Below are 26,205 nucleotides of genomic sequence, written 5' to 3' on the forward strand. Positions count from 1 at the left end.
TATTATTCTTTTGCAGCAGTAAAGTTTATTTTTTCTAAAACGTACGCTCCAATATTTTTTCCTTGTGCTACACCTAGCTCAATAGCCGGTTTGTAATGAATGCCACCATACAATCTACTGATTGCAGCTTCTTCCGAAGCTTCAAAGAAAGAATTGTATTTTCTTACGGGCAGCCCATAAGGAACTTCGGTAGCATCGGAGAAAGAATAGTTTTCTCCTAGAAGACCGGTCAATACTGTTGCTGCCGCCGAGGAAGCTACGCTATGACCGGAAGTATGCTCGGGAAATGCAGGGGTCTGTAAAATTGGTTCCCAGTCTTGGTCTATATAATTGTTGATAAATGTCTCGGGACGGGTGAGGGAACTCTTGTATTTTTGATCCCAACAACTAATAAAAGCATCCGCAATGGCAATACTTGTCTGGGTCATAATTGCAGCATCATTTACGATGCCCTTCTGTTCTTGTTCCAACACTTGTGCGGTAATATGAATCCAGTGTCCTCCGGGGGATATTTGCTGCTGAAAATACATTACATGGCCTTTGGTAGTTGAAATATTGGGGTTGCAATCCCAAAATTTGGCAATTTCCAATTGTTCTGGAGAAAGCTTTAGCACCGTTTGATAAACTTCTCTCGCCTCCTGAAAAAACTTGGAATCTTCGTCCAGTTCAAATTTTGTTGGTAGGCCGGGGTCAAATTGTCCGGCTGAGTCCAGAACAAAAGGCCTTATAGTGTTCCAGTGCGGTTCAATAGCTTCCATATAATCTGGCGGGGTCGGACGCCAACGACCGGGATCGTCACTAACGCTATAACGCGGAAGTGCAGTTCTTCTCTTGTAACCATCTTCGTTTGCCCAAGCCAAAATGTGTTGCCCAATTTTCTTGCCGAGCTCCAACGAATTCTGATATATAGTTTCATCAATACCCATTTCCTTGACTTCTGCAAGAAGATTGTTGCGTTGCGCTTCAATCTTTTCAAAATCATAAACCAGAGATTCGCCCACGGTGGTAAAGGCCACTATCGAGGCCAATGGATAATAATAGGTTTTACCCTTGTTTGGATTGGGTACGGATTCCAATCCGTTTAGTTGGCCTGCCAGAGAACGTTTCGTAGTGTCCATAAACCGTATGGTCTCATAGGCTGCAATATTGGGATAAGCATAAATACGGCTCGCCACAGGAGGCGTAAAGATATCCGTTACGATGACATCCGTAAGTTTGCGATTGTATTTTTGGATAGCATTCTCAAAAATAGCATTGAGCCCTTCTTCATTATGTGGTTTTTGACATGCCGAAAAAAATAAGAACAGCACGATACAACCGATGATATTTCTCATTTGGAATATATTGTTTTTGTTTCCCCTTTGAAATTAGTGACTTTTACCTCTTTTACGTCCGGGCCAATACTCAATTTTCTGGAACTTTGGGAGAGATAGCCAGACCCATATTGAAACTCATGCCTTCTACTGTTCCCGTTTTCAAATAGTAATTCCGCAAACATGCTGTTTGCGGCTATTTCTAGAATTTCATGATTTCCGTTAAGCCTAAAAGCTTTTAGAGGGCCATTATTGTTTGCGGAGATAACCCATGATTTTCCGTTCTTATTTTTTAGGGAAACCAATCCGCTTCCGTCAAAATTATTAAGAAACCCACTTTTTTCAAGTGGAAGCGTGTTAAAAGCTCCATCGCCATTACCAATTAGGACAGTACCCATTAAGGCATCATACCTTCCAGTGGCCACATCGGTAGCATAGGAGTTTCCGGTAAGAAGTATATCCAGATTGCCATCAATATTAAAATCGTCTATTACGATGCCCTCAACTGGGGCTACTTGTACACTCAATGGTAATGGAGTAAGCTTAAAGGAACCATTTCCCAAATTTTCCATATACGAACTTGTAAACAAATGACTTTTTACCACGTAGGCAGCATCCAGTTCTTCCGGTAGAAAAGATTTTTCAAAAGGAGTTTCCGAATAGGATTGATAGGTTTTGAACCGACCGCGCATTGCACTGATCTGGCTAATAATTTCGTCCCTTGAGTGTGCTAGGTAATTTTCACCATCTATGTAATAGCACATTACGGGATCTACACGGCCATCTTTGTCGTAATCATTGGCATAGATGCAAAGAGGTTCTTCTTTTGAGGCTTTGTATTTGCTGTTAAGCCCTAAGTTGCCCAAAACATAGTCTATATCCCCATCGCCGTCAAAATCGGCACCGGAGATACTGTTCCACCAACCTTCGGTCTTTTGTAATCCTTTGGGATTTTCTACATAGTGAAGCCTCCTTTTTTTATTATGGAAAAGGATAATGGGCATAAACTCGCCCACTACGATTAAATCCATCCACCCATCCGAATCGTAATCTGTCCATGTGGCAGAAGTGACCATGGTAAGCTTTTCCCATCCGGCAAGATTTTGGCCTATATTCTTGAATTCAGGTCGGTCCTTGGTTTTAGTTATGTTTTCTAATAGCATACTCTGTACGGGCATAGGATATTTTCCTGGATTTACCCTTCCGCCAACGAATAGATCTAAATCACCGTCCTTGTCAAAATCGGTTGCGGTGACCATAGATCCGCTAACCGCTATTTCCGGTACAATTGTATGTTTGTTGAAATTTCCTTGTCCATCGTTTATATATAATCTATCCTGATATACGTCCGATTTAGACGATGTTCGTACTCCACCGCTAACAATGTATAAATCTTGGTCACCATCATTATCCACATCAAAAAAGAGGCTGCCCATATCTTCTTTATCCGTATCCATGGTCCATTCTTTTGAGGTAAACGAACCATTTTTTTGCTGAACGAATAATTTTCCTGACTGGTTTGCGGCACCGCCTACATAAAAATCCTCTAACCCATCATCATTAACGTCCGATACCGAAACACCGGGCCCATTACGGGAGTGCATGTGCGGAAGAATAGGCTGTAGTTTAAAGTCTACCATATCATCTTCTTGATGCGTATAGTCCACGTTCAAAGTATCCGTAACCTCTGTAAATAAGGTATTTGTATCATCAGCTTCAGCTCTGTTTTCTTTTGATTTTGCCGCTGTCTGCTTGAGCAAGATCAGTTGATCGGTCTTTACGTTTTCTAAAGTTTGAAATGTATCATCTGGCCATCGAATTTTTATTTGGTCAATGATGGTATCCGTGCCAAAACCAAAGTGGATAATGGGTTCCACACTGGACTCATAGCCTCTGCTTAAAAAATGCTGGTAATACTGTGAGCCTGATGGCGTATTTATATCAATTTTAGCCCCGATACCGCCTAGATTTCCCGATTTTCCTTCCAGCTTTATTTTTAAATAATGGTTATTGGTAGTAGTATTTTCATATACAAAGGCAGGTTGATTTACATTATTGACGACTAGGTCCAAATCCCCATCATTGTCCAGATCCGCAAAAGCGGCACCATTGGAACAGCTAGCATCGGTAATGCCCCAATTTTCAGAAACATCGGTAAACATGATGCCACCTTCATTTTTATAGGCATAATTAACTAGTTTTGCCGGCGGTAATTCTTGTATGGATTTTAGTTTCTGTTGAATCTTAACTTCGCGTTCCCCTAAAGGATTGTCGTAAATCCCCTGGTAATGTATATAATCCAGATTTCCTAAATCTCTTAAAAACCCATTGGTAACGTAAAGATCCTTGTAACCGTCATTGTCATAATCCGCTAAAAGCGCGCTCCAACTCCAATCTGTACTGCTTACTCCGGCAAGATTTCCTATTTCACTAAACCTGCCCTCTCCTTGGTTTAATTGTAACGTGTTTCTGCTATATTGAGGGTCATATCCGGCTTGGAGCATCATTTGAAAACGATCGTAACCCGTGGATGATATGATCAGTTTTTGACGTTCATTATCTTCCGGACGCATGTCCAAGACCATAATATCTGGTTTTCCATTGTTATCAATGTCCGAAATATCGTTTCCCATGCCCGCGTAAGAAGTATGGTTTATGTGTTGCGAAATTTGGTCCTTAAAAGTACCATCCTTCTGATTAACATATAGAATGTCGTTTCCTATAAAATCATTGGAGATGTAGATGTCCGGCCAATGGTCCCCATTAACATCGGATATGCCTACTCCAAGGCCATAACCTTCTACTTTAATACCTGCATCTTGGGATACATCCGTAAAGGTGATTTGTCCGGAACCATCTGTTGGTCCATTGTTTTGATATAGCCTATCATTACTAATGGATTCTCCATTGAGTTTTCTGGGGAGACTGTTATTTACCTGATATTCATAAGCTGCCGGATTTACCAAAAGATACATGTCCAAATCTTGATCTTTGTCATAATCAAAAAAAGCAGCTTGCATGGACTGTCTCGTATCGGCAAGTCCATATTCTGCAGCTTGTTCAGTAAAGGTCACTTGTCCGGAACCATGGGACAGGCCGTTATTTATATATAACATATTGCCCCGTTCGGATTCTTTTGCCCCACCGGAAACACAAACATAAATATCTAAAAAACCATCTTGGTTAATGTCTACCATAGTGGCTCCGGTGCCCCAGCGATTGTTCAAAATTCCAGCTTGGTCGCTCACATCCTCAAACGTTAAATCTCCTTTGTTGAGGTATAATTTTCCCGATACCATATTACCGCTGAAATATACATCCGTAAGCCCGTCATTGTTTACATCGCCCACGGCCACTCCTGCACCGGTATAGATGTTCATATAGTCAAAAACATTGACACTATCGTTCTCTTGAATTATATTATTAAAATCGATACCTGTTTGTGATACGTCCAATAATTTAAAAAGGCCGGTCTCCTTTTTTTGACAAGAAATTATGGAAAACACTATGCCGAAAATGAAAACGTAGCTCTTTTTCATGGTGTCACAAGAATTTCGGTTTCTTTACCGTCACTATTTTTTATGACTGCTGATACAACCCCTTCTGGAATTTTTAAAACGCGTGAAGGATTAGATAAATAACCGGAACCATAATAGAATTCTATTTTTTGGGTATTGCCATTTTCAAAACGAAGCAGTGCACAGATGTCATTTGGTTTGGGATGATACAATCTTGTATTTCCTTGATCAATTACATGGACTTTGGTTGCACTATTATTAATGCCAGTAACGATAAGTTCCTTATCTCCCAAAAACAAATTTACGAGGCCTTTGGCATCTTCTTGAATGTAAAAACCACTTTGAGTCACGTGAACATTGGTGAAGTTTCCCTTTCCGTCGCCTTGCATCAACCACCCGATAGAAGCATCATACCTGCCGGCAAAGACTTCTCCGCTGTAAAAATTGCCTACGGCCAGAATGTCTAGATTACCATCGGTATTATAATCTCCTACCAGTGTTCCGTAAATGGGAGCGGTCTGTGCAAAACGGGGTAGCGGAACAAGCTTGAATTTACCGTTGCCCAGATTTTCCAAATAGCTGCTCTCGAAAGTTTCGCTTTTTACAACGTGTGCGTTGGCAAGTTCTTCCTTAAGGAAGGATTCCTCAAAGGTGGCGTTTGCGTAGTCCGAATAGGTCCTAAACCTTGCTCGCATAGCGTTTATCTGGTCTATAAGGTCATTGCGTGAATGGGCTACGTAATTTTCACCATCAATATAATAACACATTACGGGATCTATCTGCCCATTTTTATCATAATCATTGGCATAGATGCATAAAGGCTCCTCTGCACTTGCGCTATACCTACTGTTAAGCCCTAAATTTCCTAAAATGTAATCCGTATCGCCATCGTTATCAAAATCCCCGCCGGAAATACTGTTCCACCATCCTTTGGTATGTGCCAATCCCGACTTTTCCGTAACCTCCTCTAATGTTCCGTTGTTGTTCTGAAATATCCTAACGGACATAAATTCGCCCACCACGATCAAGTCTTGCCAAGTATCATCATTAAAGTCTGTCCATAAAGCTGCGGTGACCATTCCCAGTTCCGAAAATAGTTGTTGTGCGGATTGATCGTCCGCTACGAAAGTTATAGTTTCTTTTTCAGTGGTATTCTGGAGCAATACACTTTTTGCGGGTAACGGATATTCCCCAGGGCGTACCCTTCCGCCTATAAACAGGTCCAAATCCCCGTCTTTGTCATAATCCGACGCCGTAACTACGGAACCACTGATGTTGATGGCGGGTAATGCATCGGTCTTTTTGAAATTCCCATTTCCATCATTTTGATATAACCGATCCTGGTATAGCGGACTGTTCGCTTCAAAAGATGAGCCTCCGCTAATGACGTAAAGATCTTGGTCGCCATCATTATCCGCATCAAAGAAGAGGCTTCCCATATCCTCCTGTTTATTCTCGTCACCAAGCAGTATTTTTTTAAAATTTTGATCGGTTTGTTGGAGGAACAAGCTGCCCGCCTGTCCTGTAGCCCCACCTATGTAAAAATCCTCCAGTGAATCCCCGTTTACATCGGCTACGGATAAACCTGGGCCATTACGGGAATGCATGTGCGGTAACAGGGCTTGAATCTTATAGTCTACAAAATCATCCTCAATATGGGTATGGTCTATTCCTACACTATCTATTTTTCTGAACAAGGTTTCGTGCTGCTCATTAGGATATTTAGTTTCAAGGGTTTCACCATCCTTATAGTGTAAGGTAATTTCTTGGTTGGGTTCAATAGTGTGTACTATTTGAGTATTTCCATCGTGCCAAACAACCTGTAAACTGTCTATTGAATTGGTGTTGCCCAACCCAAAATGTAAGGCTTGTTCCACAGTGGACAAATACCCCCTAAATGGGGTAAAATATTGTTTTTGCGATATACCTTCGTAAAAAAGGGTTACTTGACTTCCAATACCTTCCAAATTGGGGGCTTCTCCCTGAAATTTGACTCTCAAAAAACGATTATCTTCCTGTAGAACGGTAGTGTTTTCCAACAGACTTGCCGGGTCGTCTATATTGTTCATGACCAAATCAAGGTCACCGTCATTGTCCAAGTCGGCATAGGCCATTCCGTTGGAGTAAGTAGGTTCTGTAAACCCGGCTTGTTGGGATATATTTTTAAATTGAAGGTTGCCCTCGTTTTTGAAAAGGTAATTTGTTTTCTTGATTCCTTCTAGTCTGTTCAAAGCTGCCAACCGCTCTTTTTTATTCGCTTCTTCCGTGCCCATGGTCAAGGCCTGGTTGCCATAGACCATAAAATCCAGATTGGTAATGTCTTGGCGGTATCCATTGGTAATACAAAGATCTTTAAGTCCGTCATGGTCAAAATCGGCCAAAAGCGCGCTCCAACTCCATTCCGTTGCGGATATTCCGGCCAATTGTCCTATTTCACTGAACGAACCGTTGCCATTATTTAGCTGTAAGGTATTTCTAATGTATTGGGGTTGGTAGCCATAGGAAAGTCCGTTTTGAAACTCGTCATAATTATTGCCCATCATGGTCAACTTCCAACGTTTATTATCCGGTGGTAGCATATCCAAGACCACAACGTCCATTAGGCCGTCGTTGTTAATATCAGCTATATCGTTGCCCATACCATTAAACGTAAGATGTTTAAAATAATCGGAAATCCGGTTTTGGAACGTGCCGTCTTTTTGGTTGATGTATAATAGGTCATCGGTAAGAAAATCGTTGGAAACGTAAATATCCGGCCAACCATCGTTATTCATATCACAGATTTCGACACCCAGACCAAACCCTTCTACCAAGATGCCCGCTTCTTGCGAAACTTCCGTAAATGTTTCATCTCCGTTATTTTTAAAGAATTTATCTACTGAAGGCGCTTTTCCGCTACGGTCTTTTGGACGCGAAGTATTTCTATTAAAATCCACTAGGGCATTACTTAAAAGGTACATATCCAAATCCCCGTCCTTATCATAGTCAAAGAAATTGGCCTGCACGGAATAGCTTATATCCGCCAGACCCCATGCCTCCGCTTTTTCTTCAAATTTCAACTGACCACTAACGATTCCTTGATTAATAAAAAGAAGATTTTTACGATTATTGGTGCTAGAACCACGCGGACCACCGCGGCATACATAAATATCCTTGTACCCATCTTGATTGATATCGACTACCGCAACTCCGTTGGACCAGCCGTCAGAACCTGTAAAGGAGGACGTAGTGATGTCTTTAAATTTCCAATCCCCTAAATTTTTATATAACCGATTGCTGACCATGTTCCCCGTAAAATAGATATCCTGCAAACCATCATTGTCAAAGTCTGCTACCGCTACTCCCGCACCGTTATACATATATTCAAAATCGAGTACAACCAGCTCTCCATTTAAATCCAAAGTGTTGGAAAATGAAATGTTGGTCTCATTAGGATGATGTTGTTGAAATAAAGTATTCTTATTCTCATTGCAGCCATAAAAAAATGGAAATACCATCAGTGTTATGATGCCAAAAATATAGGTTGTTCTAATAGCTCGGTGCATAAATCTAAGATAGCAAGAAGGTATTAAACAAAAGGAATCCAATCTCTTAAAAATGGATTGGATTCCCTTGTTTTTCGCCCTAAAAAGAGGTTTTAAATATTTGGAAGTGTTTAGTATCCAGTGTTTTGGTTTAACAGTCCGCCTGAACGGTCTACCTCTGACTGAGGAAAAGGAAAGACTTCAAACCTTGGGTCCCATTGTCCTCCAAAAATGGTAGGGCCTAAATCCCATCTTACAATATCAAACCATCTGTGGGGTTCCAGTGCCAACTCCACTCTTTTTTCTTGTATCATTGCCGTTAATAAATCACCATCTGCTGCCGTTGTGGGAGCTAGACCGGCTCTGTTTCTAATGTCATCGATTTGGGTTCTTGCAATTCCTAAGTCCCCACTACCTTGAATTAGTGCTTCTGCATATAACAACTTGATTTCGGCCAAACGCATCCATCTTTCATTATTAAAATCTGCTTGTTGGTTTGGTGCATGGTTCCCGGGCACCGTATTGGTTTCCCCGCGATACTTTTTTAACGTGAAATTGGTAGATGACCATTCTGTGTCGTATGGTAATGAAGTAAATGTTGTAAAGTACATGTCACCATCTTCGTAAAGTATCGTTTGTTTTCTAGTGTCACCATCCTCAAATGAATCTACTAAATCTTGTGTGGGTGCCCACCATCCTAATTTACCGCCGGGCGCACCGTTTCCAGCATCCCAATACCAACCTCTACCAGTACCTTGTGATGCTTTAAAATTCTCAGAGTGGGTATCATCAAAAACCCAAAGATTATCATCGGACTGTGGTCCGCCATATTGTACTTCAAAAATGGATTCAGAATTGTTTTCGTTTTCAAAAGAGAAAACATCTTCGTAATTAGGAACTAAACTATATGGCCCGTTGTTAACAACATTTCCTAGATTTGTTATTGCTGATGCAAAATCTTCTTGAAATACATTTACTTTTCCTATAAATGCTCTTGCTGCCCAAGATGTAGCCCTTCCCGTATTGCTAGAGTCCCAAGATTCTGGTAAACCTGTTGCAGCGGTATTGAAATCTGCCAAGATAAATGCATAAAGGTCTTCTTGGGTTGCATTAGGTAACGCTAAATTATTGATGTCCGTCAATACCTCATCGGCAATAGGGGGTGTACCGAACATTTTCAGTGCTTGAAAGTGAAACCAGGCTCTTAAAAATTTTGCCTCCGCTTCCAAAACCGTTTTATCTTCTGCTGTTAGTTCGTTATCCCCATCCAAATTTTCCAATACAAGATTGGCGCGAAAAATACCTTCGTAAATCTGTGTGTAAACTGCAGCGTAAGGTACATCTGCTGCTCTAATTTGTAAATTATCTATGTCAATAGAAATTTGATCGCCAGCAGCTGTAACTGGATCGGCCGCAACATCGTCTGTAATTACCATAGACAATTTCCAGTATTCCCCTCTTTCAGAAAGGGTCTCCGTACTGGTGCCCCAAAAATCCTGAATGGAGGAATACGCTGCAAAAACAGCACCGTCAAAATCACTTCTTGTATTGTAGAAACCATCAATGGTAATACTGTCCAAGGGTTTGAGGTCCAATTCATCACTACACGACCAGAATGTCATGGTGAAGATTCCGATAAGACTTAAAATTTTTGTTTTCATAATCTTCTTTATATTTTAATATAACAATTTTTTTACTTAAAACTTACTGACCACCCTAATTGAATGATACGAGGTAGGGGTGCTTGACCATCATCCTGTCCCGTGGCCAAAGGATTATTTCCTCTTTGGAAACTTTGAGCTCTACCAACTTCTGGATCAAACCCAGTATATCCGGTGAAGGTTGCCAAGTTTTGGGCACTGATATAGAATCTCATATTAGAAACGAAATCATTGGTCCAAGTCCTTAATTTTTCTTGTGGTAGGGTATAGCCCAACTGTACGTTTTGAATCCTCAAATAATCCGCATCTTCAATAAAACGATCAGAAATACGATTGTTTCCATTTGGGTCGCCAGCGGCTAACCTAGGATTAGAACTGGAGTTGGTAGAACCTTCACCGCTCCATCTGTTTAAGACCTGTGTGCTAAAATTATTGGTTCCGGTAAGGCCTTCTAAAGTAATTCTAGATGAATTAAAGATTTGTCTGTCACCAACACCTCTAAACAACATGGAAAAATCAAACCCTTTGTACTTGGCTTGTAAATTGATGCCATAGAAATATCCCGGAAAAGGACTTCCTAAGTTTGTTCTGTCCCTAAAATCTACAACACCATCATTATTTACATCAACAAAACGGATATCTCCTGGTGAGGGTGTTCCATTAGCATCTGGAATGGCTGCTGCAACTTCTGCAGCATTTTGATATAGCCCATCTGTTTTATACCCAAAAAAGTGTCCTAGACTCTGACCTACAATCGTTCTATGGGATTGGGCACCACCTATACCATCAATGATACCATCAACAGGTCCTAAACTTTGAACCGTATTTTTAATCGTTGTGAGATTGGCTCCGATACCATATTCAAAATCCTCTCCAATCTTATTTTTGTAATTTAATGCCAATTCTACCCCTGAGTTGGTGATTTCACCTACATTAGTTCTTGCACGTAAAAAGAAACCACTACTGAAAACCAATGGCAATCTTACTAATGCATTTTCATTAGTTTTTTTAAAATAATCGATTACACCGGTAACTTTTCCTTTCCATAAGCTAAAATCCAAACCTATATCTATCTGTTTTGCGGTTTCCCAACCAATGTTAGCATTTGCGAACGTCGTAGGAGCTGGACCAACAACCGTTCCTTGATCATCCCCCAAAACATAAAATATATTGTTATTTAAGGTGGTTAAGAAAGGGAAAGTATTTGCTGTACCGTCTCCCAAATTCTGGTTCCCCAATTCTCCATACCCAATACGAAGTTTTAAATCGTCAAAGGCTTCAACATTGAAAAAATCTTCCTGTGAAATTCTCCAACCTACTGAAATTGATGGGAAAACCCCGTCTCTTCTGTCTTCTGCAAATTTTGAGGTAGCATCTCTACGTACGTTTACGGTGGCCAGATATTTGCCTTTGTAATTATAGGTCAAACGCCCAATAATACCTTGAAGGGTAAATAGGTCCGCTTCATTGGCACCTGCGACAGCAGTACCACTTGCGGCAAAATTATCATTGAACAAGTTTCTACCTTGCAACCTTACTTTATTAAATCTAAATTTGGTCTGTTCAAAACCCAAAAGGGCACCAAAATTATGATCCCCAAATGTTTTATCATAGGATAGCGTAGCGCCAGAAGTCAATGTCAACTCAATTGGTCTTGATTGTACTAAAAGCGATTGACGATCAGAATTTCCGTCCAGCGTAGTCGCTGCTTGAAAGAAGTCTCCGGAACCAACATTGTAATCAATGCCAAGGGAGGGTCGTAGTTTTAGGTTTTCAATTATTTCCAATTCCGCGAAGAAGTGCCCTAATACCTTTCGGTTTTGTATCGTAGTACTATTTATTCTTTCATCTGTCAAGAGAGCAAAATTAGAACCTGTAGCACCACCAAGTGTGCTTGGGTTGGCCAGACTGTAACCAAGTGGCCCGTCTCCGAAAACTGGAAAGTAAGGCGCATTCAGAGCGGCATTAAAACCAGCATTCAAAGCACCTTCACTTTGTGTTAAACGGTCGCTTTGGCTAATCTGTAATGATTCTCCAAATTTCAAATACTTACCGATTCTGAATTCAGAATTTGCCCTTAGCGAATATCTTTTGAACGACTGTGCCCTTTGAATACCTTCATTGTCCAATATGGATCCAGAAATATAATAAGTTCCATTTTCACCACCACCGCTAACACCAACATTATGATTTTGTACGAAGCCTTGTTGAAATATGGCATCTTGCCAGTCAACATTAGGGCTGCCACTGAATTGGGAGAAATCTCTTCCCAATTCATTTTGTACGGCAATAAACTGCTCAACATTAAGAACATCAAGAGTCTCCCTGGCCGAGGCTACCGAGGCATAACCATCATAAGTAACTTTGGGATCACCGGAACTACCTTTTTTAGTAGTTATGATAATAACGCCATTTGCACCCCTAGCACCATAAATGGCCGCAGAAGCTGCGTCTTTTAGTACATCTATACTTTGAATATCGCTAGGATTAATGCTTGCCAACGGATTTGAATCTGTGGTAGATGATGTATTTACCGTAATATTGTTTGTACCCACCAATGGAACACCATCAATAACATAGAGCGGGTTTGCATCTGCACTTAGCGTACCCACACCACGGATATTAACACTGATTGGTGCACCAGGATCACCACTACGATTGGTGATGTTTACCCCGGAAATTGTCCCGGCCAATACCTGATCAGGACTCACAATAGGCTGTTTTACGATTTCTACAGCATCAATGGAACCTACAGCACCTGTTAAATCGGCTTTTCTTTGAGTACCATAACCTACTACGACAACTTCGCTCAATGCCTGTGCATCTTCTTGCATGGTTACATTGATAGTACTTTGACCGTCTACCGCAATTTCTTGCGTGGCATAACCCACATAGGAAAATACCAATGTGTTTGATCCATCCGGTACTTCAATGACATAATTGCCATCAAAATCGGTAACGGTTCCGGTAGTCGTTCCCTTAACTACAACACTTGCACCTGCAAGCGGTCCAAGTTCATCACTGATAGTACCACTTACCGAAGTTTGCGAAAAAACGGAATGAGTAGCTAGAAATGAGAATAAAACAAAAAAGATAGTCATGAAATTCCATCCATTTTGCCTTTCAAAATCGTGTTTCATAATGAGTTTAATTTAGTTAGTTAATATTTATTGTTTGTTGCCAGTAAATAAATCTAAAAACAGTAATTCTTATACTATGATACTCTATGCTACAATTTGACAACTACTAGCAAATTTATACAAAATTTTGTTAAATACTACTAAAATTATTTATTTGATATTTATTGAACTAAAAAAATGATAGAATCACATTTCAAGTGACCAATTAAGACAACTTTAAAAATGGCATTTATAACTACTATTGTTGGCATGCCTTATAGAATATCGATTTCATAGATTATTGGGTATAAATTTTAATTATATGTAAATTTAATTTACTTTTGACATAATAGCATAGTATATCATAGTATTATGATAATTGAGTTAGTTTGCAGTTTAAGTTGAAAAGCCAAGTAATACATTACTTGGCTTTTGTGAATTAATTGACTATTAAATTTTTATAAATGTTCGGTTTTGGAGCATTTAGAATACTTTTGAAAATTAACATTCATGTCTAAGACCTTGGAAATATATTCTGATTTTAACGTAGAGATTGTATGCGATGATGAAAAAGTCATAACTGAGTTACATGAAATTTACAAAAAGAACGGAGTGTCTATTTTGGAACTGAAAGTGAGTCCCAGTATACACAATTCATTAGTTCCGGTAACCTTAAAATGGAAAATTCCGGCAATCAATGTAAAGGGTATTTGGAAACCTACATCGGACTTTAATAAGAGAATTCAAGCGGATTGGGAATTGGAACATATGGAATCCAGAATTTCTATAGATGCACCGGTCATTAATCTATTTGGGCATAAGGATGAGAATGTAATGACTTTTGCCTGTTCCAATGCTATAGATAAGATAGAAATGAATGCGAGTTTAAGGGAAGAGGACAATCATTATTACTGTCATATTACTTTTTTCTCTGAACAACATTTTGATATTAAAGATTTTAAAGTCCAGCTTCGTTTAGATTCACAAGAAAATCATTTTTCCCAAAGTCTCAAAAATGTGGCAAAATGGTGGGAATCTTTTGAGAACTTAAAACCTGCCCATGTTCCTGCAATCGCAAAAAGGCCCTTCTATTCTACTTGGTATCAATTTCATCAAAATCTAGATCCTGAAATTTTGTTGGAGGAATGCACTATTGCAAAGGAGTTAGGATATGATGCCATAATTATTGACGATGGTTGGCAAACCCATGATACTAATAGGGGATACGACTATACGGGAGATTGGGAGCCAGATCGCATTCCGGATATGGCCGGTTTTATTGAACGAATCCATACCAAAGGTATGAAAGTGGCCCTTTGGTATTCGGTTCCCTTTTGTGGTAAGATGTCCCGGGCCTATAAGAAGTTCAAGGGTAAATTCCTGACGGAAAACCATCGGTGGGCCCCGGTTTTTGACCCAAGATATCCAGAGGTGCGGTCTCATCTCATCAATCTATATACAAAAGGCCTGAAAGAATGGAATTTGGATGGTTTTAAATTGGATTTTATAGACGATTTTAAATGGTATCCGGACACACCTGAATTTAAAGAGGGTATGGATTATGATTCCATCAATTTAGCAGTAGACCGCTTGTTAATGGATGCCCAAAACGCTTTATATAAGATTAATCCAGAAGTGTTCATAGAATTCAGACAGAAATATACCGGTCCGGCCATGCGGAAATACGGTAATATGTTCCGTGCGTTTGATTGCCCTGGTGATGCCACCATGAACAGGGTACGGATTGCCGATATAAAAATGCTCTGTGGTGATAGTGCGCCCCATGCGGATATGGTTACATGGCATCCTGATGAGCCTGTGGAAATCGCTGCGCTCCAGTTGGCCAATATTCTTTTTGGCGTTCCCCAATTATCCGTTGTGCTTAAGGAAACTCCTAAATCATATCTGAAGATGATTCGCTTTTTTACGCAGTATTGGAACAAATATTCCGATATTTTGCTCAGTCAGGATTTTGTTCCGATGAACCCGTTGGCGAACTATCCATTACAGTATGCCACTTTAAATGAAACGCGTATTTATGGTATTCATAGCCCTGTGCTAGTGTCCTTGGAAAAAGCATATTCGGAAATTCATTTTATTAATGCGCAAATAGCGGATGAAATTATTTTAAAATGTAATGAGGATTTTGGGAAATATAGCCTACAGATTTTTAATTGTAAAGGTGAAGAAGTGGATGCCAATGCCGATTTTGAGTTGAAAAAAGATATTGTTCAGATTGCTGTTCCTCCATGTGGAATTATTAAAATGAGGAAAATTTAATCATATTATAAACCCATAACAATTTATAGCACTCCATCCTCTTTATGTGTATTAAAATTCGCATGCTTGTGTTGTTTATATTATATTAGGGCCTTGTCCTTGTTTCTGTCTGCTTTAAATATAGTATTCAGATAAGGCATTTTAATATGATAATCGGCCAAAACACCAATAAACAATGGATTTAGTATCGATCTTATCTTTTGTAGGATTTACATCTCTCGTTGCTATCATTGCCTACTTTGCAACACGATCTACCAATGAAAAATCATCTGATGGTTACTTTTTAGGGGGCAGAAGCCTTACCGCTGGAGTCATTGCCGGATCCTTATTACTGACCAATCTTTCTACGGAACAAATCGTAGGGTTGAACGGTAGTGCCTATAAAGACGGCCTTTCCGTAATGGCATGGGAAACTATAGCGGCAATAACAATGGTTGTTACTGCAATACTTTTGTTGCCAAGATATTTAAAGGGAGGAATAACAACAGTACCACAATTTTTGGCCGATCGCTTTGATGTTGGCACAAAAACGTTAACGTCCGGACTCTTTCTTACAGGATATGTCGTAGTGCTTTTGCCCGTAATTCTATATTCGGGTTCCGTTGCTATTAGCGGTATGTTCGATGTTCCGCAAATGCTAGGTGTTTCGGATAAATCCGCTTTGGTGATATGTATCTGGGGTATCGGAATCATTGGTTCCATATACGCTGTTTTTGGAGGATTAAAAGCGGTTGCCGTATCGGATAGTATCAATGCAATCGGCTTGATCATAGGTGGAATACTGATTCCTGTCTTTGGTCTGATGGCAGTGGGAGATGGCAGCGTTATTAACGGTTTGAATACCTTGATGGAGGCCAATCCAGAACGGTTCGATTCCACTGGAAATCACGGACAGGAAGTGCCTTTTTCTACCTTGTTTACTGGAATGCTATTGATCAATCTTTTCTATTGGGGAACCAATCAACAGATAATACAACGTGCATTGGGGGCTAAAAACTTGGCGGAAGGACAAAAGGGATTACTGTTGGCATCGTTCCTAAAGATTTTAGGCCCGTTGATTTTAGTACTGCCCGGAATGATTGCGTATCATTATTTTGATGGCAACTTGGCTTCGAGTGATGTAGCATATCCTGAACTTGTACGCGCCGTATTGCCTAAATCATTGGTCGGTTTTTTTGCTGCAGTATTGTTCGGCGCTATTTTAAGTTCATTTAATAGTGTATTGAATAGTTCTGTCACTCTTTTCGGAATAGATATTTATAAGCAGCATATTAATAAGGAAGCCTCGGAAACGACCGTTGTAAAATATGGTAAAATATTTGGGATTTGCTTGGCATTGGCAGCAATGTTCATTGCACCCTTGATTGCCAACGCGGGAAGTTTGTTTGCGTACCTACAGGAAATAAACGGTATTTATAGCATTCCGATTCTTACTATTATCGTAGTAGGATATTTGACGAAAAGAGTTCCTGCCATTGCCGCTAAAATAGGATTGTTATCCGGCTCCTTGCTTTATATCTTAAGTCAGTTTATCCTCAAGCCCTATTTTGTGGGCAATGCATTAAAGGATGCAGAAGCTTCTGGAATTACGGATGCTACCGAGTTGGTTCTTGTAGAGGCCGATGCCTATCCACATTTTATACACGTAGTGGCTATTTTATTCGTATTGAATGCATTGATCATGCTGATCATCGGTAAAATAGCACCTAGAAAAGAAGCTTTTGAATTGAAATATACAGAACAGGTAGATATTACGCCATATAAGTACGTAAAGCAGGTAGGACTTATCGTTTGTGTAATAGTCATAGGAATTTACGTGTATTTTGCTAAGTAATGACGTGGCAAAAGTTTCGTTTTGATGAAATAAATACCTATTAAAAATGATATCGTAATGGATTATTTATCGCTTTTTTCCTTTGTGGGCTTCACATTGTTGGTTGCCGTAATTGCTTGGTATGCTACTCGTGGCACCAATGAAAAATCCGCGGACGGGTTTTATTTGGGAGGTAGGAGCTTAGGTGCTATAACCATTGCCGGTTCTTTGCTATTGACCAATCTTTCCGCAGAACAGATCGTAGGCTTAAATGGTCAGGCCTTTTCGGAAGGCATCTTGGTAATGGCATGGGAGACGTTGGCCGCTATTGCCATGATTATAACGGCCATTGTACTCTTGCCAAAGTATATGAAATCTGGAATTACTACTATTCCAAGTTTTATTGAAAATAGATTTGACAAACAGACGAAAGCTATTCTGTCCGTTCTTTTTCTTTTTGCTTATGGATTGGTTTTGCTTCCAACTATTTTGTATTCGGGTTCGCTTGCTTTTAGTTCTATGTTTGATCTACCAAGTGTCTTGGGGATTAGTCAAAACGCCACCATTTGGCTATGTGTGTGGAGCATTGGTGTCATAGGGTCCATTTATGCTCTTTTTGGCGGATTAAAGGCCGTAGCGGTATCCGATTTGATCAACGCGATAGGTCTTTTGATAGGAGGTATATTAATTCCTTATTTTGGTTTAAAACTTATTGGAGATGGCAATCTTTTGGACGGTTTGGGAACGCTTTGGGAAACTAATCCCGAAAAATTCAATCTAAAAGGAGATGTGGATGCCTCTATTCCTTTTGGAACGATATTTACCGGAATGATATTGGCGCAGATGTATTATTGGGGTACAAACCAGTCTATTTTGCAACGGGTGTTTGGCGCAAAGAGCCTTAAAGAAGGACAAAAAGGTGTTATTCTAGCGGCATTGGTCAAGTTCTTGATTCCGGTTATCGTTGTTTTACCTGGAGTTATCTCTTGGCATATTTTTGAAGGAGATTTGGCCACGGCAGATTTGGCTTATCCTGAACTGGTACGTAAAGTATTACCATCTGCATTGCTCGGATTTTTTGCCGCGGTGTTGTTCGGAGCGGTATTGAGCTCTTTCAATAGTTTGTTGAACAGTAGCGCTACCCTTTTCGGATTCGATTTATATAAACAACTTTTCAATAAAAGTGCCACAGAGGAAAAAACGGTGAAGGCGGGAAAGATTTTTGGCTTGGGACTTGCTATAATTTCATTGTTTATAGCACCGTTTATCGCCTCGGCACCGGACGGACTTTTTGCCTATATCCAAGAATCATTGGGTAGCTTAAGTGTGCCAATTTTTGCCGTGGTGGTTGTTGGTATCTGGACAAAGCGAGTCCCGGCATTAGGTGCAAAAATAGTTTTGATTGCCGGTGTTGTTATGTATTTGGTAAGTCAATTTGTATTGAGTCCAATAATGGTAGATAGTGCTTTGGAAGCCGCAGCCGCTAATGGCATCACTGACGCAAAGGAATTAAGTATTATCAAGGCAGAAGCGTACCCACATTTTCTTCATGTAATGGGCATTCTTTTCTTGGTCAATGTGGGTATAATGTTATTGGTAGGTGCAATTAGGCCTAAAACAACTGTATACGAAGAATTTGTTACGGATGAAATAGATACTACTCCTTGGAAATACGCACTATTAGCAGGCGGTATCATAACCATCATGGTGTTGAGCACCTATCTTATTTTCTAGGCAATCCGTTAAAAATTCAAGACAAGACCAACTTGTCCGGGGCCAAAATTTAGGTTCCAACTTAGTTTTTTGTTCTGGTCGTTATATTTTTGGTCGTACTTTTTATCCAGATAACGGTCTATGGATTCCACCGTAAAAATACTGATCGCCATACCTAAAGCTACATCCGAAAGCCAATGTTTACCCTCCCAAAGTCGGGAGATACCGGGAATGGCTCCTAATGTGTAAATTCCTGTTTTCACCCATATGTTCTTAAATTGTTTGGCAATGGCATGTGCATTGGTCATGGCCAAAATAGTATGGCCCGAGGGAAAAGAATGAAACGCTTTATCACCTGACCACAGCGGATTAAAAGTGTTCTTGCTAAGACCACTAGAAGGTCTGGCCCTACCCACGGCAGATTTTAAAATCTGCTGTAACAATCCTGCCGAAGAGGCGGAAGCAATAAGCAATACTCCGGTTCTACGCAATTTTTCGTTTTTTATGGCCAATCCCGTAGCATAGACCGCTCCGGTAATGAGATAGTTGTTTGATGGGCTTCCATAATTAAAACCATAATCTCTCATCACCTTTGGAACATCGTCCTTGATTCCCCTGAAATAGTCGCTCGTAGGCGTATCTATCAAATATAGTATTGCCGTTCCACCCATAGTATAACCTAAATTGGCCCATTGTTTTCCTTGCCAATGCAAAGGTCTGCTGTATGAATATCCTATGCTTTTAAAAACATTCCCCATGTCATAGGTGAACATTTTCCAGCGGGTATTCACGGAATCTTTGACTACGGTCTGGGCATTAATGGAAAACGAGAACAAAAGGAGTAAAAGTAGATATCTCACAATAAAATTTTAAAGCTAAACTATTAGAAAACGACCTATTTTTGGCACTATCATGTAAAAGATATTGACCTATTTCCGCCAAACGGGATGATAAATTATAATTTTTTACCTAAAAAAAGATTTTCTGCGCTTCCCGAAACGTATTGGCGTGGGCTTCTACAATCACTTTTATGTCCGGGGAGTAGCCGCCACCCATACTACATTGTACGGGTATCCGTAGTTTTTTGCATGTTTCCAAAACAAAAATATCACGTTGTTTACAGCCTTCTATGGTCATGCCCAAGGTGCCTAGCTTGTCCGAGGCCACCACATCCACTCCACAGAGGTAGAAAATGAAATCGGGCCGTTGCTCATTGATGAGTTTTGGTAATGTTTCTTTTAATATCGATAAGTAAGAATCATCGTTTGTGCCTTTATCCAAGGGAATATCTAAATCGGATCGTTCTTTTTTGAACGGATAGTTGTTGGCACCATGCATGGAAAATGTAAATACCGAATCATCATCTTGAAAAATTTCAGCTGTACCATTTCCTTGGTGTACATCCAGATCAACCATCAATATCTTTTTGGCCAATCCTTTGGATTGTAGATAACGGGCACCGATGGCTTGGTCGTTCAACATACAGAAAGCTTCGCCTCTATTGGTATACGCATGATGAGTACCACCGGCTATATTCATGGCAATCCCATGATTTAGGGCAAATTCACACCCTTTCATAGTGCCATCGGTAATGATACGTTCCCGTTCTACCAAATCTTCGGTCAACGGGAAACCTATTTTACGGGCTTCTTTAGGGGGTATTTTAATATTGAGGAGGTCATAGTAATACTCCGGATTGTGCACTGCAACGATATGCTTGTCATTAGGCAGTTCCGGCTCAAAAAAGTTGCTGGTCTCACAAGTGCCTTCATGCGTTAATTGTTTTGGAAGCAAATCATATTTCAACATTGGAAATCGATGCCCTTCAGGCAATGGGTGTTGGTAAATAGGATGATAAGCAATCTTGAGCATTCTAAAATGTTGTTCTAAGGATTTTGGAATCCCTTTGAAAGGTTTCGGTAAAAATACCAAAAAGCTATAGTACCTTTGCCGTGAAATGGATACCAGTATAACCAAAGATATTGCCTATTGCCAAAAACTTCTTAGGAACAATGAGTTGGTGGCCATACCTACGGAGACCGTTTATGGTCTTGCCGCCAATATTTTTGAGGCCGATGCGGTACGGGATATTTTTAAGATGAAGGGGAGGCCTTTGTTCAATCCTTTAATTGTTCATATCCATAATGTGAATCAGCTTGAAACATTGGTGGAATATGTTCCCAAAGCGGCCGAGGTGCTAATGCAAAATTTTTGGCCGGGCCCTTTGACACTCATTCTGCCAAAAAAAGAAAATGTAAGCGATTTGATTACCGCCGGAAAATCTACGGTGGGCGTCCGCATGCCCAAACACCCTGTTGCTAGAAAATTATTGGAAGGTCTGGAATTTCCATTGGCTGCCCCAAGCGCCAATCCGTTTACGAAAGTGAGCCCTACTTCGGCGGAACATGTGGCATCCTATTTCGGAACTAAGATACCGGCCATTTTGGATGGCGGCCCTTGTGAAGTAGGGTTGGAATCTACAATAATAGGTTTTGAAGGAGATACACCTGTGGTATACAGAAAAGGGGGAGTTCCTATTGAGGCCATTGAACAGCTCGTGGGCAAGGTAAAACTGTTGACGCAGGACGAGAACGCTCCCGTGGCACCGGGAATGTTATTGAAGCATTATTCACCCAATACTAAATTAATTATCAGTGAAGCTGTTGATGAGGATATTAAAAAACATGCTAATCTTAGCATCGGGGTGATTTCATTTAGCAAGAAGGATTATCAAAACGTTTCAGTGACTAAAACACTTTCCAAAAAAAGGGATATGTCCGAGGCGGCAAAACATCTTTTTTCGGCCCTGCATCAACTAGATCAGATGAATTTGGACCTTATCATTGCCGAAAAATTTCCAGAAGAAGGTCTGGGAATTAGTATTAATGACCGATTGGAAAGAGCAGCCTACTGATTTTTTCTATGCAGTGCCAATTGAACTCTTTTGCGAGCAACATCGACCGAAAGTACTTTTATTATAATTTGTTGATATAGATGTACCTGGGCATTCACATGCTTTAAACTCTTTTTCGTATTGAACAATACTCCCTATTCCTATTCTAAAAACTTGACAGCCTTTGAAGTGGCATTAATTTAGAATTGAATTTATCACATTATTACGTTTGATATTTAGCAAAAGATGAAAACAGCCAAATGATGACTAAAAAAAGCTTTTTTAGGTATCGACTTTAGTTTATCTAGAGCGAAGTCGAAAGACTCGACCTGACATCAATTCAAGCTTTACAAGCTAACTTATCCCTTCTCCATTTCTTACTTCCTCGGAGCCTGTGCTGAGCGGAGACGAAGTATCAGGGTTTACAAAAACCAATTTACCCTCAGTGTTTTCGGTCATTAAAATCATACCCTCGCTTTCTACACCCCGTAAGGCTCTTGGGGCCAAGTTGACCAAGACCGTTACTTTTTTACCTACTATTTCCTCAGGGGTAAAGCTTTCGGCTATTCCAGAGACTATGGTACGCGTATCCAAACCGGTATCTACTTTTAGAACCAACAATTTTTTGGCCTTTGCCATTTTTTCGGCTTCAACGATGGTTCCCACACGCATATCCAATTTGGAAAAATCATCAAAAGTAATGGTGTCTTTCTGTGGGGTTACTTCTTTGTTCATTTGCTCATTTTGTTTCTTGGTAGCTTCCAACTTATCCAATTGTGTCTGTATTTCTTTGTCTTCTATCTTTCTGAAAAGTAGCTCTGCTTTATTGATTTGATGTCCGGCGGACAACAATATTTCCTTTTGTGAAACATCATTCCAAGACATCTCGTCGGAGCTTGTGCCGATCGTAGTCGAGGTGTTCGAAATGACATTGAGGATAGATTTCAGCTTTTTTGAGGTAAAAGGTAAAAAGGGTTCGCTCAAAACCGCTAATCCGGTAGCGATCTGAAGGGCAACGAACATGATGGTTTTTACACGTTCTTCATCTTCCTTGATGACCTTCCAAGGTTCTTCATCGGCCAAGTATTTATTCCCTAACCGTGCCAAGTTCATCAATTCTTGACTGGCTTCCCTAAAACGATAGCGTTCTAATGAGCTTTCTATTACTGCTGGAAATTTGCTCAACTGTTCTAGCGTATCGGTATCAACTTTTAATAAATTCCCTGCAGTCGGTACCTGCCCGTCATAATATTTATTCGTTAATACAACCACCCGGTTTACAAAATTTCCAAAAATGGCTACCAGTTCATTGTTGTTTCTGGCTTGAAAATCTTTCCAGGTGAAATCGTTATCCTTGGTTTCAGGTGCATTAGCGGTCAACGCATAACGCAATACATCTTGCATATTTGGAAATTCCTCCAAGTATTCATGCAACCAAACTGCCCAGTTTTTGGAAGTGGAGAGCTTGTTTCCCTCTAGATTTAGAAACTCGTTGGCCGGAACGTTTTCAGGCAGAATATAATCTCCATGTGCTTTTAATATGGCCGGGAAGATGATACAGTGAAAAACGATATTGTCCTTTCCTATAAAATGGACCATTTTGGTATTTTCGTCTTTCCAATAGGGTTCCCAATCCTTGTTTTCACGAGCCGCCCATTCTTTGGTTGACGATATATAGCCGATGGGCGCATCGAACCAAACGTACAATACTTTTCCTTCTCCGCCTTTTACGGGTACGGGAATTCCCCAGTCCAAATCCCTAGTTACGGCTCTAGGTTCCAGTCCGCCATCTATCCATGATTTGCATTGTCCATAAACATTGGGTTTCCAATCGTTTTTATGGCCTTCCAATATCCACTTTCTTAAAAAATCTTCATATCTGTTTAACGGTAAAAACCAATGCGTGGTTTCTTTGGTGATAGGAACACTGCCCGTGATGGTCGATTTTGGATGGATAAGGTCCGTGGCATTTAAAGAAGAACCACAATTTTCACACTGATCCCCATAGGCTTCCTCGTTTCCACATTTTGGACATGTACCGATGACGAAGCGGTCGGCGAGGAATTGATCTGCTTCCGCGTCATACAATTGCGCCGTGGTCTCCTCTATAAAATCACCCTGATCGTACAACTTCTTAAAAAATTCCGAGGCTGTTTCATGATGAATAGGTGCCGATGTTCTAGAATAATTATCAAAAGAAATCCCAAAATCTGCAAAAGACTGCTTGATAATGCCATGGTATTTATCAATGACGTCCTTTGGTGAAATTCCTTCTTTCTTGGCTTTCATGGAGATGGCCACACCATGTTCGTCACTACCACAAACAAAGAGTACATCTTTTCCAATAATTCTCAAATAGCGCGCGTAAATATCGGCAGGTACGTAAACTCCCGCTAAATGACCAATATGTATAGGGCCGTTGGTGTAGGGAAGTGCTGCTGTTAGCGTGTATCTGGAAGGCGAGATTTTTGCGGACATCAAAATAAATTAAGCCACAAAAATACTGAAATAGTTTATTGCATTGGATATGGATTCTTATAATAAAAAGTTCCTCCTTCTTCGAAAAGTGGGAGATTTAGGTGAGCAACTTAAAAAAGAAAACCTTCGGCATACCAAAAGTATTACCGAAGGTCAAGTTGCATAGTGGGGAAACAGATTAAGCTACCATAACCGACTTACTCATCTTCTGATTCTGTACACTTATACGATAAATGTACTTGCCAGTTGATAGTTGCTTGGGCATGCGCTCTCGTATGTTGATTTCTGTGGAGCCCTCTAGCATCATTTCATTAAAAATGGTGCCTACATTTTGCCCTAAAATATTATACAATTGAATATCTACTTGTGCCGTAAATGGCATTCTCAAGAAAATATGTGGAACTCCTTCCTGCGGATAAAAAGGCCTATGCTCAATGACATTCGCCAATTCTGGATCTTGCATTTCGGGTTCCTCAGCCTCCGGTTGTGTTGGTGGCACAAAGGGATCATCGCTATAAACGATATCCGGGAAATCCGTACCGCTACAGTTAAACCCAAGATTTACAGGGCTATAGGAACCGGGAGCTTGCAACAGGTGTTGTTCTACCAATGGGATGTCTACACAAAGCCATTCTGCCAATACAGTGGCATATAGATTCCTAAAATCCATAGTGTAATCCAAATTGTTCTTTCCTTCCAATTCAGGATGGTCCCCTACAAAGGCACTACCGTTCAGACCGGAGCCAAAGAATAATGTGGGGGCCGCTTTTCCATGATCGGTACCCGAAGAACCATTTTCAAAAACACGTCTTCCAAATTCGGAGAAAGTCATACTCAATACCTGATTGTCTTGGTCGGTACACGCTAAATCCTCATAAAAATTATTTACGGCAACGGATAATGTGGACATCAATCTTTCATGAGCGACGGGTTGATTACCATGTGTGTCAAAACCACCCATAGAGATCATATATACTTTTGTGCCTAAATTTCCTTTTATCAATGCCGAGATTATGGAGAGTTGTCTGGCAAAACCATTGTCCTGGTATTCCACACATTGTAAATCCCTTCCTCTCAAATAGGCTGCGTGGATTTTACCGGCATACTCATTCGTAACATTGGAAACCCCTCTCAAATATTTTATTTGGTCACCGTACATACAGGTGTCATCTACTGGATCTATAGGATATTGTAACCCGGTTTCGGCTATTTGTTCCAATTGATCAATATTATTGGTAACAAAGGCATAATTTGTTTCTTCTCCTTCAAAAACCAAGTTGCCAAAGTTCCCTATCTGTATGGCTGCGGGGCCTTCAGGACGACTTCCCGGAAAATCGGAGAGATAATCAGGATATAGGTTTTCAAAATGTCTTCCCATCCATCCGGTTTGTGTTCCGGAGAAACCTGTAGTATTCAAATCGGTATTGGCAAAAATGTCCGAACCGGTAAAGTGCGAAAGACTTTGGTTTTCATAACCGACACCATGGACCGCCTTAAATTGACCTTCGCCCCACATAGGTTCTAAAGCGCCCATATAGGAGGGAATTCCAAATTCGTCCGTAAGTTTTAAGACCTTACTTTCAGGAATATAGATATTGGGTCTAGCATTGGCATAGGCATCGTATTGCTCAATAGGTATTACAGTACTTAAACCGTCATTACCACCGGAAAGACGTATCAATATTAAAATATTATCTGTTTCTGCGGCCGCAATACCTGCCGTTAATGGCGAGGGTGCGGAAGCGGTCAACATATTTGCTCCCAACATCATTGAACCAGAACCGGCTATTCCCAATGCTTGTAAAAAAGAGCGACGACTCCAAACTTGGTGTTCGTCATTATGGCCATCATGTTCTAGGCCTTTATAAGGAGTATGAGATGTATCGCACATAA

13 protein-coding genes are annotated in these 26,205 nt (G+C 40.3%); 4 read left to right on the plus strand and 9 right to left on the minus strand.

Annotated elements, in window-relative coordinates:
- Positions 1–2: 2 nt before the first annotated feature.
- From ACKWBX_RS02175 to ACKWBX_RS02195, 5 genes are all read right to left on the minus strand, one after another.
- Positions 3–1,334, minus strand: a complete 1,332-nt coding sequence (locus ACKWBX_RS02175; RefSeq protein WP_413967002.1) for a vanadium-dependent haloperoxidase — start codon at positions 1,332–1,334, stop codon at positions 3–5.
- A complete protein-coding gene (locus tag ACKWBX_RS02180) occupies positions 1,331–4,852 on the minus strand; it encodes a VCBS repeat-containing protein (RefSeq protein ID WP_413967003.1) in 3,522 nt (1,173 codons plus the stop codon). The genes ACKWBX_RS02175 and ACKWBX_RS02180 overlap by 4 nt, the downstream gene beginning before the upstream one ends.
- Positions 4,849–8,376, minus strand: a complete 3,528-nt coding sequence (locus ACKWBX_RS02185) for a VCBS repeat-containing protein (protein ID WP_413967004.1) — start codon at positions 8,374–8,376, stop codon at positions 4,849–4,851. The genes ACKWBX_RS02180 and ACKWBX_RS02185 overlap by 4 nt, the downstream gene beginning before the upstream one ends.
- A gap of 110 nt (positions 8,377–8,486) precedes the next feature.
- Entirely contained in the window at positions 8,487–10,016 is a 1,530-nt protein-coding gene (locus ACKWBX_RS02190; protein ID WP_413967005.1) for a RagB/SusD family nutrient uptake outer membrane protein, read from the minus strand.
- 32 nt (positions 10,017–10,048) lie between these two features.
- Positions 10,049–13,156 carry a SusC/RagA family TonB-linked outer membrane protein gene (locus ACKWBX_RS02195; RefSeq protein ID WP_413967006.1) on the minus strand — a complete coding sequence of 1,036 codons (3,108 nt, stop codon included), beginning with the start codon at positions 13,154–13,156 and terminating at the stop codon, positions 10,049–10,051.
- A 489-nt stretch (positions 13,157–13,645) separates the two neighbouring features.
- On the opposite strand from ACKWBX_RS02195, the gene ACKWBX_RS02200 reads away from it, so the two are divergent.
- The 3 genes from ACKWBX_RS02200 (at position 13,646) to ACKWBX_RS02210 (ending at position 18,962) form a co-directional block, all read left to right on the plus strand.
- Entirely contained in the window at positions 13,646–15,415 is a 1,770-nt protein-coding gene (locus ACKWBX_RS02200) for a glycoside hydrolase family 36 protein (RefSeq protein WP_413967007.1), read from the plus strand.
- A gap of 175 nt (positions 15,416–15,590) precedes the next feature.
- Complete coding sequence (locus ACKWBX_RS02205; RefSeq protein ID WP_413967008.1) at positions 15,591–17,249, plus strand: solute:sodium symporter family transporter; 1,659 nt, start codon at positions 15,591–15,593, stop codon at positions 17,247–17,249.
- A gap of 57 nt (positions 17,250–17,306) precedes the next feature.
- A complete protein-coding gene (locus tag ACKWBX_RS02210) occupies positions 17,307–18,962 on the plus strand; it encodes a solute:sodium symporter family transporter (RefSeq protein WP_413967009.1) in 1,656 nt (551 codons plus the stop codon).
- Between the two features lie 8 nt (positions 18,963–18,970).
- On the opposite strand, the gene ACKWBX_RS02215 is transcribed toward ACKWBX_RS02210, so the two are convergent.
- Together ACKWBX_RS02215 and ACKWBX_RS02220 are read right to left on the minus strand one after the other, a co-directional pair.
- Positions 18,971–19,801: a phosphatase PAP2 family protein gene (locus ACKWBX_RS02215; RefSeq protein WP_413967010.1), complete on the minus strand. Its 831-nt coding sequence runs from the start codon at positions 19,799–19,801 to the stop codon at positions 18,971–18,973.
- Positions 19,802–19,910: 109 nt separating this feature from the next.
- Positions 19,911–20,813 (minus strand): histone deacetylase family protein, encoded by a 903-nt coding sequence (locus ACKWBX_RS02220; protein WP_413967011.1) that lies wholly within the window; start codon positions 20,811–20,813, stop codon positions 19,911–19,913.
- An 85-nt stretch (positions 20,814–20,898) separates the two neighbouring features.
- Between ACKWBX_RS02220 and ACKWBX_RS02225 the strand changes: the two genes are divergently transcribed.
- Positions 20,899–21,855, plus strand: coding sequence for an L-threonylcarbamoyladenylate synthase (locus ACKWBX_RS02225; protein ID WP_413967012.1), 957 nt, complete (start codon positions 20,899–20,901; stop codon positions 21,853–21,855).
- A 333-nt stretch (positions 21,856–22,188) separates the two neighbouring features.
- On the opposite strand, the gene metG is transcribed toward ACKWBX_RS02225, so the two are convergent.
- Positions 22,189–24,312 carry a methionine--tRNA ligase gene (gene metG, locus ACKWBX_RS02230; protein WP_413967013.1) on the minus strand — a complete coding sequence of 708 codons (2,124 nt, stop codon included), beginning with the start codon at positions 24,310–24,312 and terminating at the stop codon, positions 22,189–22,191.
- Positions 24,313–24,490: 178 nt separating this feature from the next.
- Positions 24,491–26,203 carry a DUF1501 domain-containing protein gene (locus ACKWBX_RS02235; RefSeq protein WP_413967014.1) on the minus strand — a complete coding sequence of 571 codons (1,713 nt, stop codon included), beginning with the start codon at positions 26,201–26,203 and terminating at the stop codon, positions 24,491–24,493.
- Positions 26,204–26,205: the final 2 nt, after the last annotated feature.

Origin of the sequence: Maribacter algae, assembly GCF_047345745.1 — a bacterium.
GTDB lineage: Bacteria > Bacteroidota > Bacteroidia > Flavobacteriales > Flavobacteriaceae > Maribacter.

Bases quoted from the DNA above. Each gene is read 5' to 3' on its own strand.
- ACKWBX_RS02180 (WP_413967003.1), bottom strand. From the start codon at position 4,852: ATGAAAAAGAGCTACGTTTTCATTTTCGGCATAGTGTTTTCCATAATT.
- ACKWBX_RS02200 (WP_413967007.1), top strand. From the start codon at position 13,646: ATGTCTAAGACCTTGGAAATATATTCTGATTTTAACGTAGAGATTGTA.
- ACKWBX_RS02190 (WP_413967005.1), bottom strand. From the start codon at position 10,016: ATGAAAACAAAAATTTTAAGTCTTATCGGAATCTTCACCATGACATTC.
- ACKWBX_RS02225 (WP_413967012.1), top strand. From the start codon at position 20,899: ATGGATACCAGTATAACCAAAGATATTGCCTATTGCCAAAAACTTCTT.
- ACKWBX_RS02205 (WP_413967008.1), top strand. From the start codon at position 15,591: ATGGATTTAGTATCGATCTTATCTTTTGTAGGATTTACATCTCTCGTT.
- metG (WP_413967013.1), bottom strand. From the start codon at position 24,312: ATGTCCGCAAAAATCTCGCCTTCCAGATACACGCTAACAGCAGCACTT.
- ACKWBX_RS02220 (WP_413967011.1), bottom strand. From the start codon at position 20,813: ATGCTCAAGATTGCTTATCATCCTATTTACCAACACCCATTGCCTGAA.
- ACKWBX_RS02185 (WP_413967004.1), bottom strand. From the start codon at position 8,376: ATGCACCGAGCTATTAGAACAACCTATATTTTTGGCATCATAACACTG.
- ACKWBX_RS02195 (WP_413967006.1), bottom strand. From the start codon at position 13,156: ATGAAACACGATTTTGAAAGGCAAAATGGATGGAATTTCATGACTATC.
- ACKWBX_RS02235 (WP_413967014.1), bottom strand. From the start codon at position 26,203: ATGTGCGATACATCTCATACTCCTTATAAAGGCCTAGAACATGATGGC.
- ACKWBX_RS02175 (WP_413967002.1), bottom strand. From the start codon at position 1,334: ATGAGAAATATCATCGGTTGTATCGTGCTGTTCTTATTTTTTTCGGCA.
- ACKWBX_RS02210 (WP_413967009.1), top strand. From the start codon at position 17,307: ATGGATTATTTATCGCTTTTTTCCTTTGTGGGCTTCACATTGTTGGTT.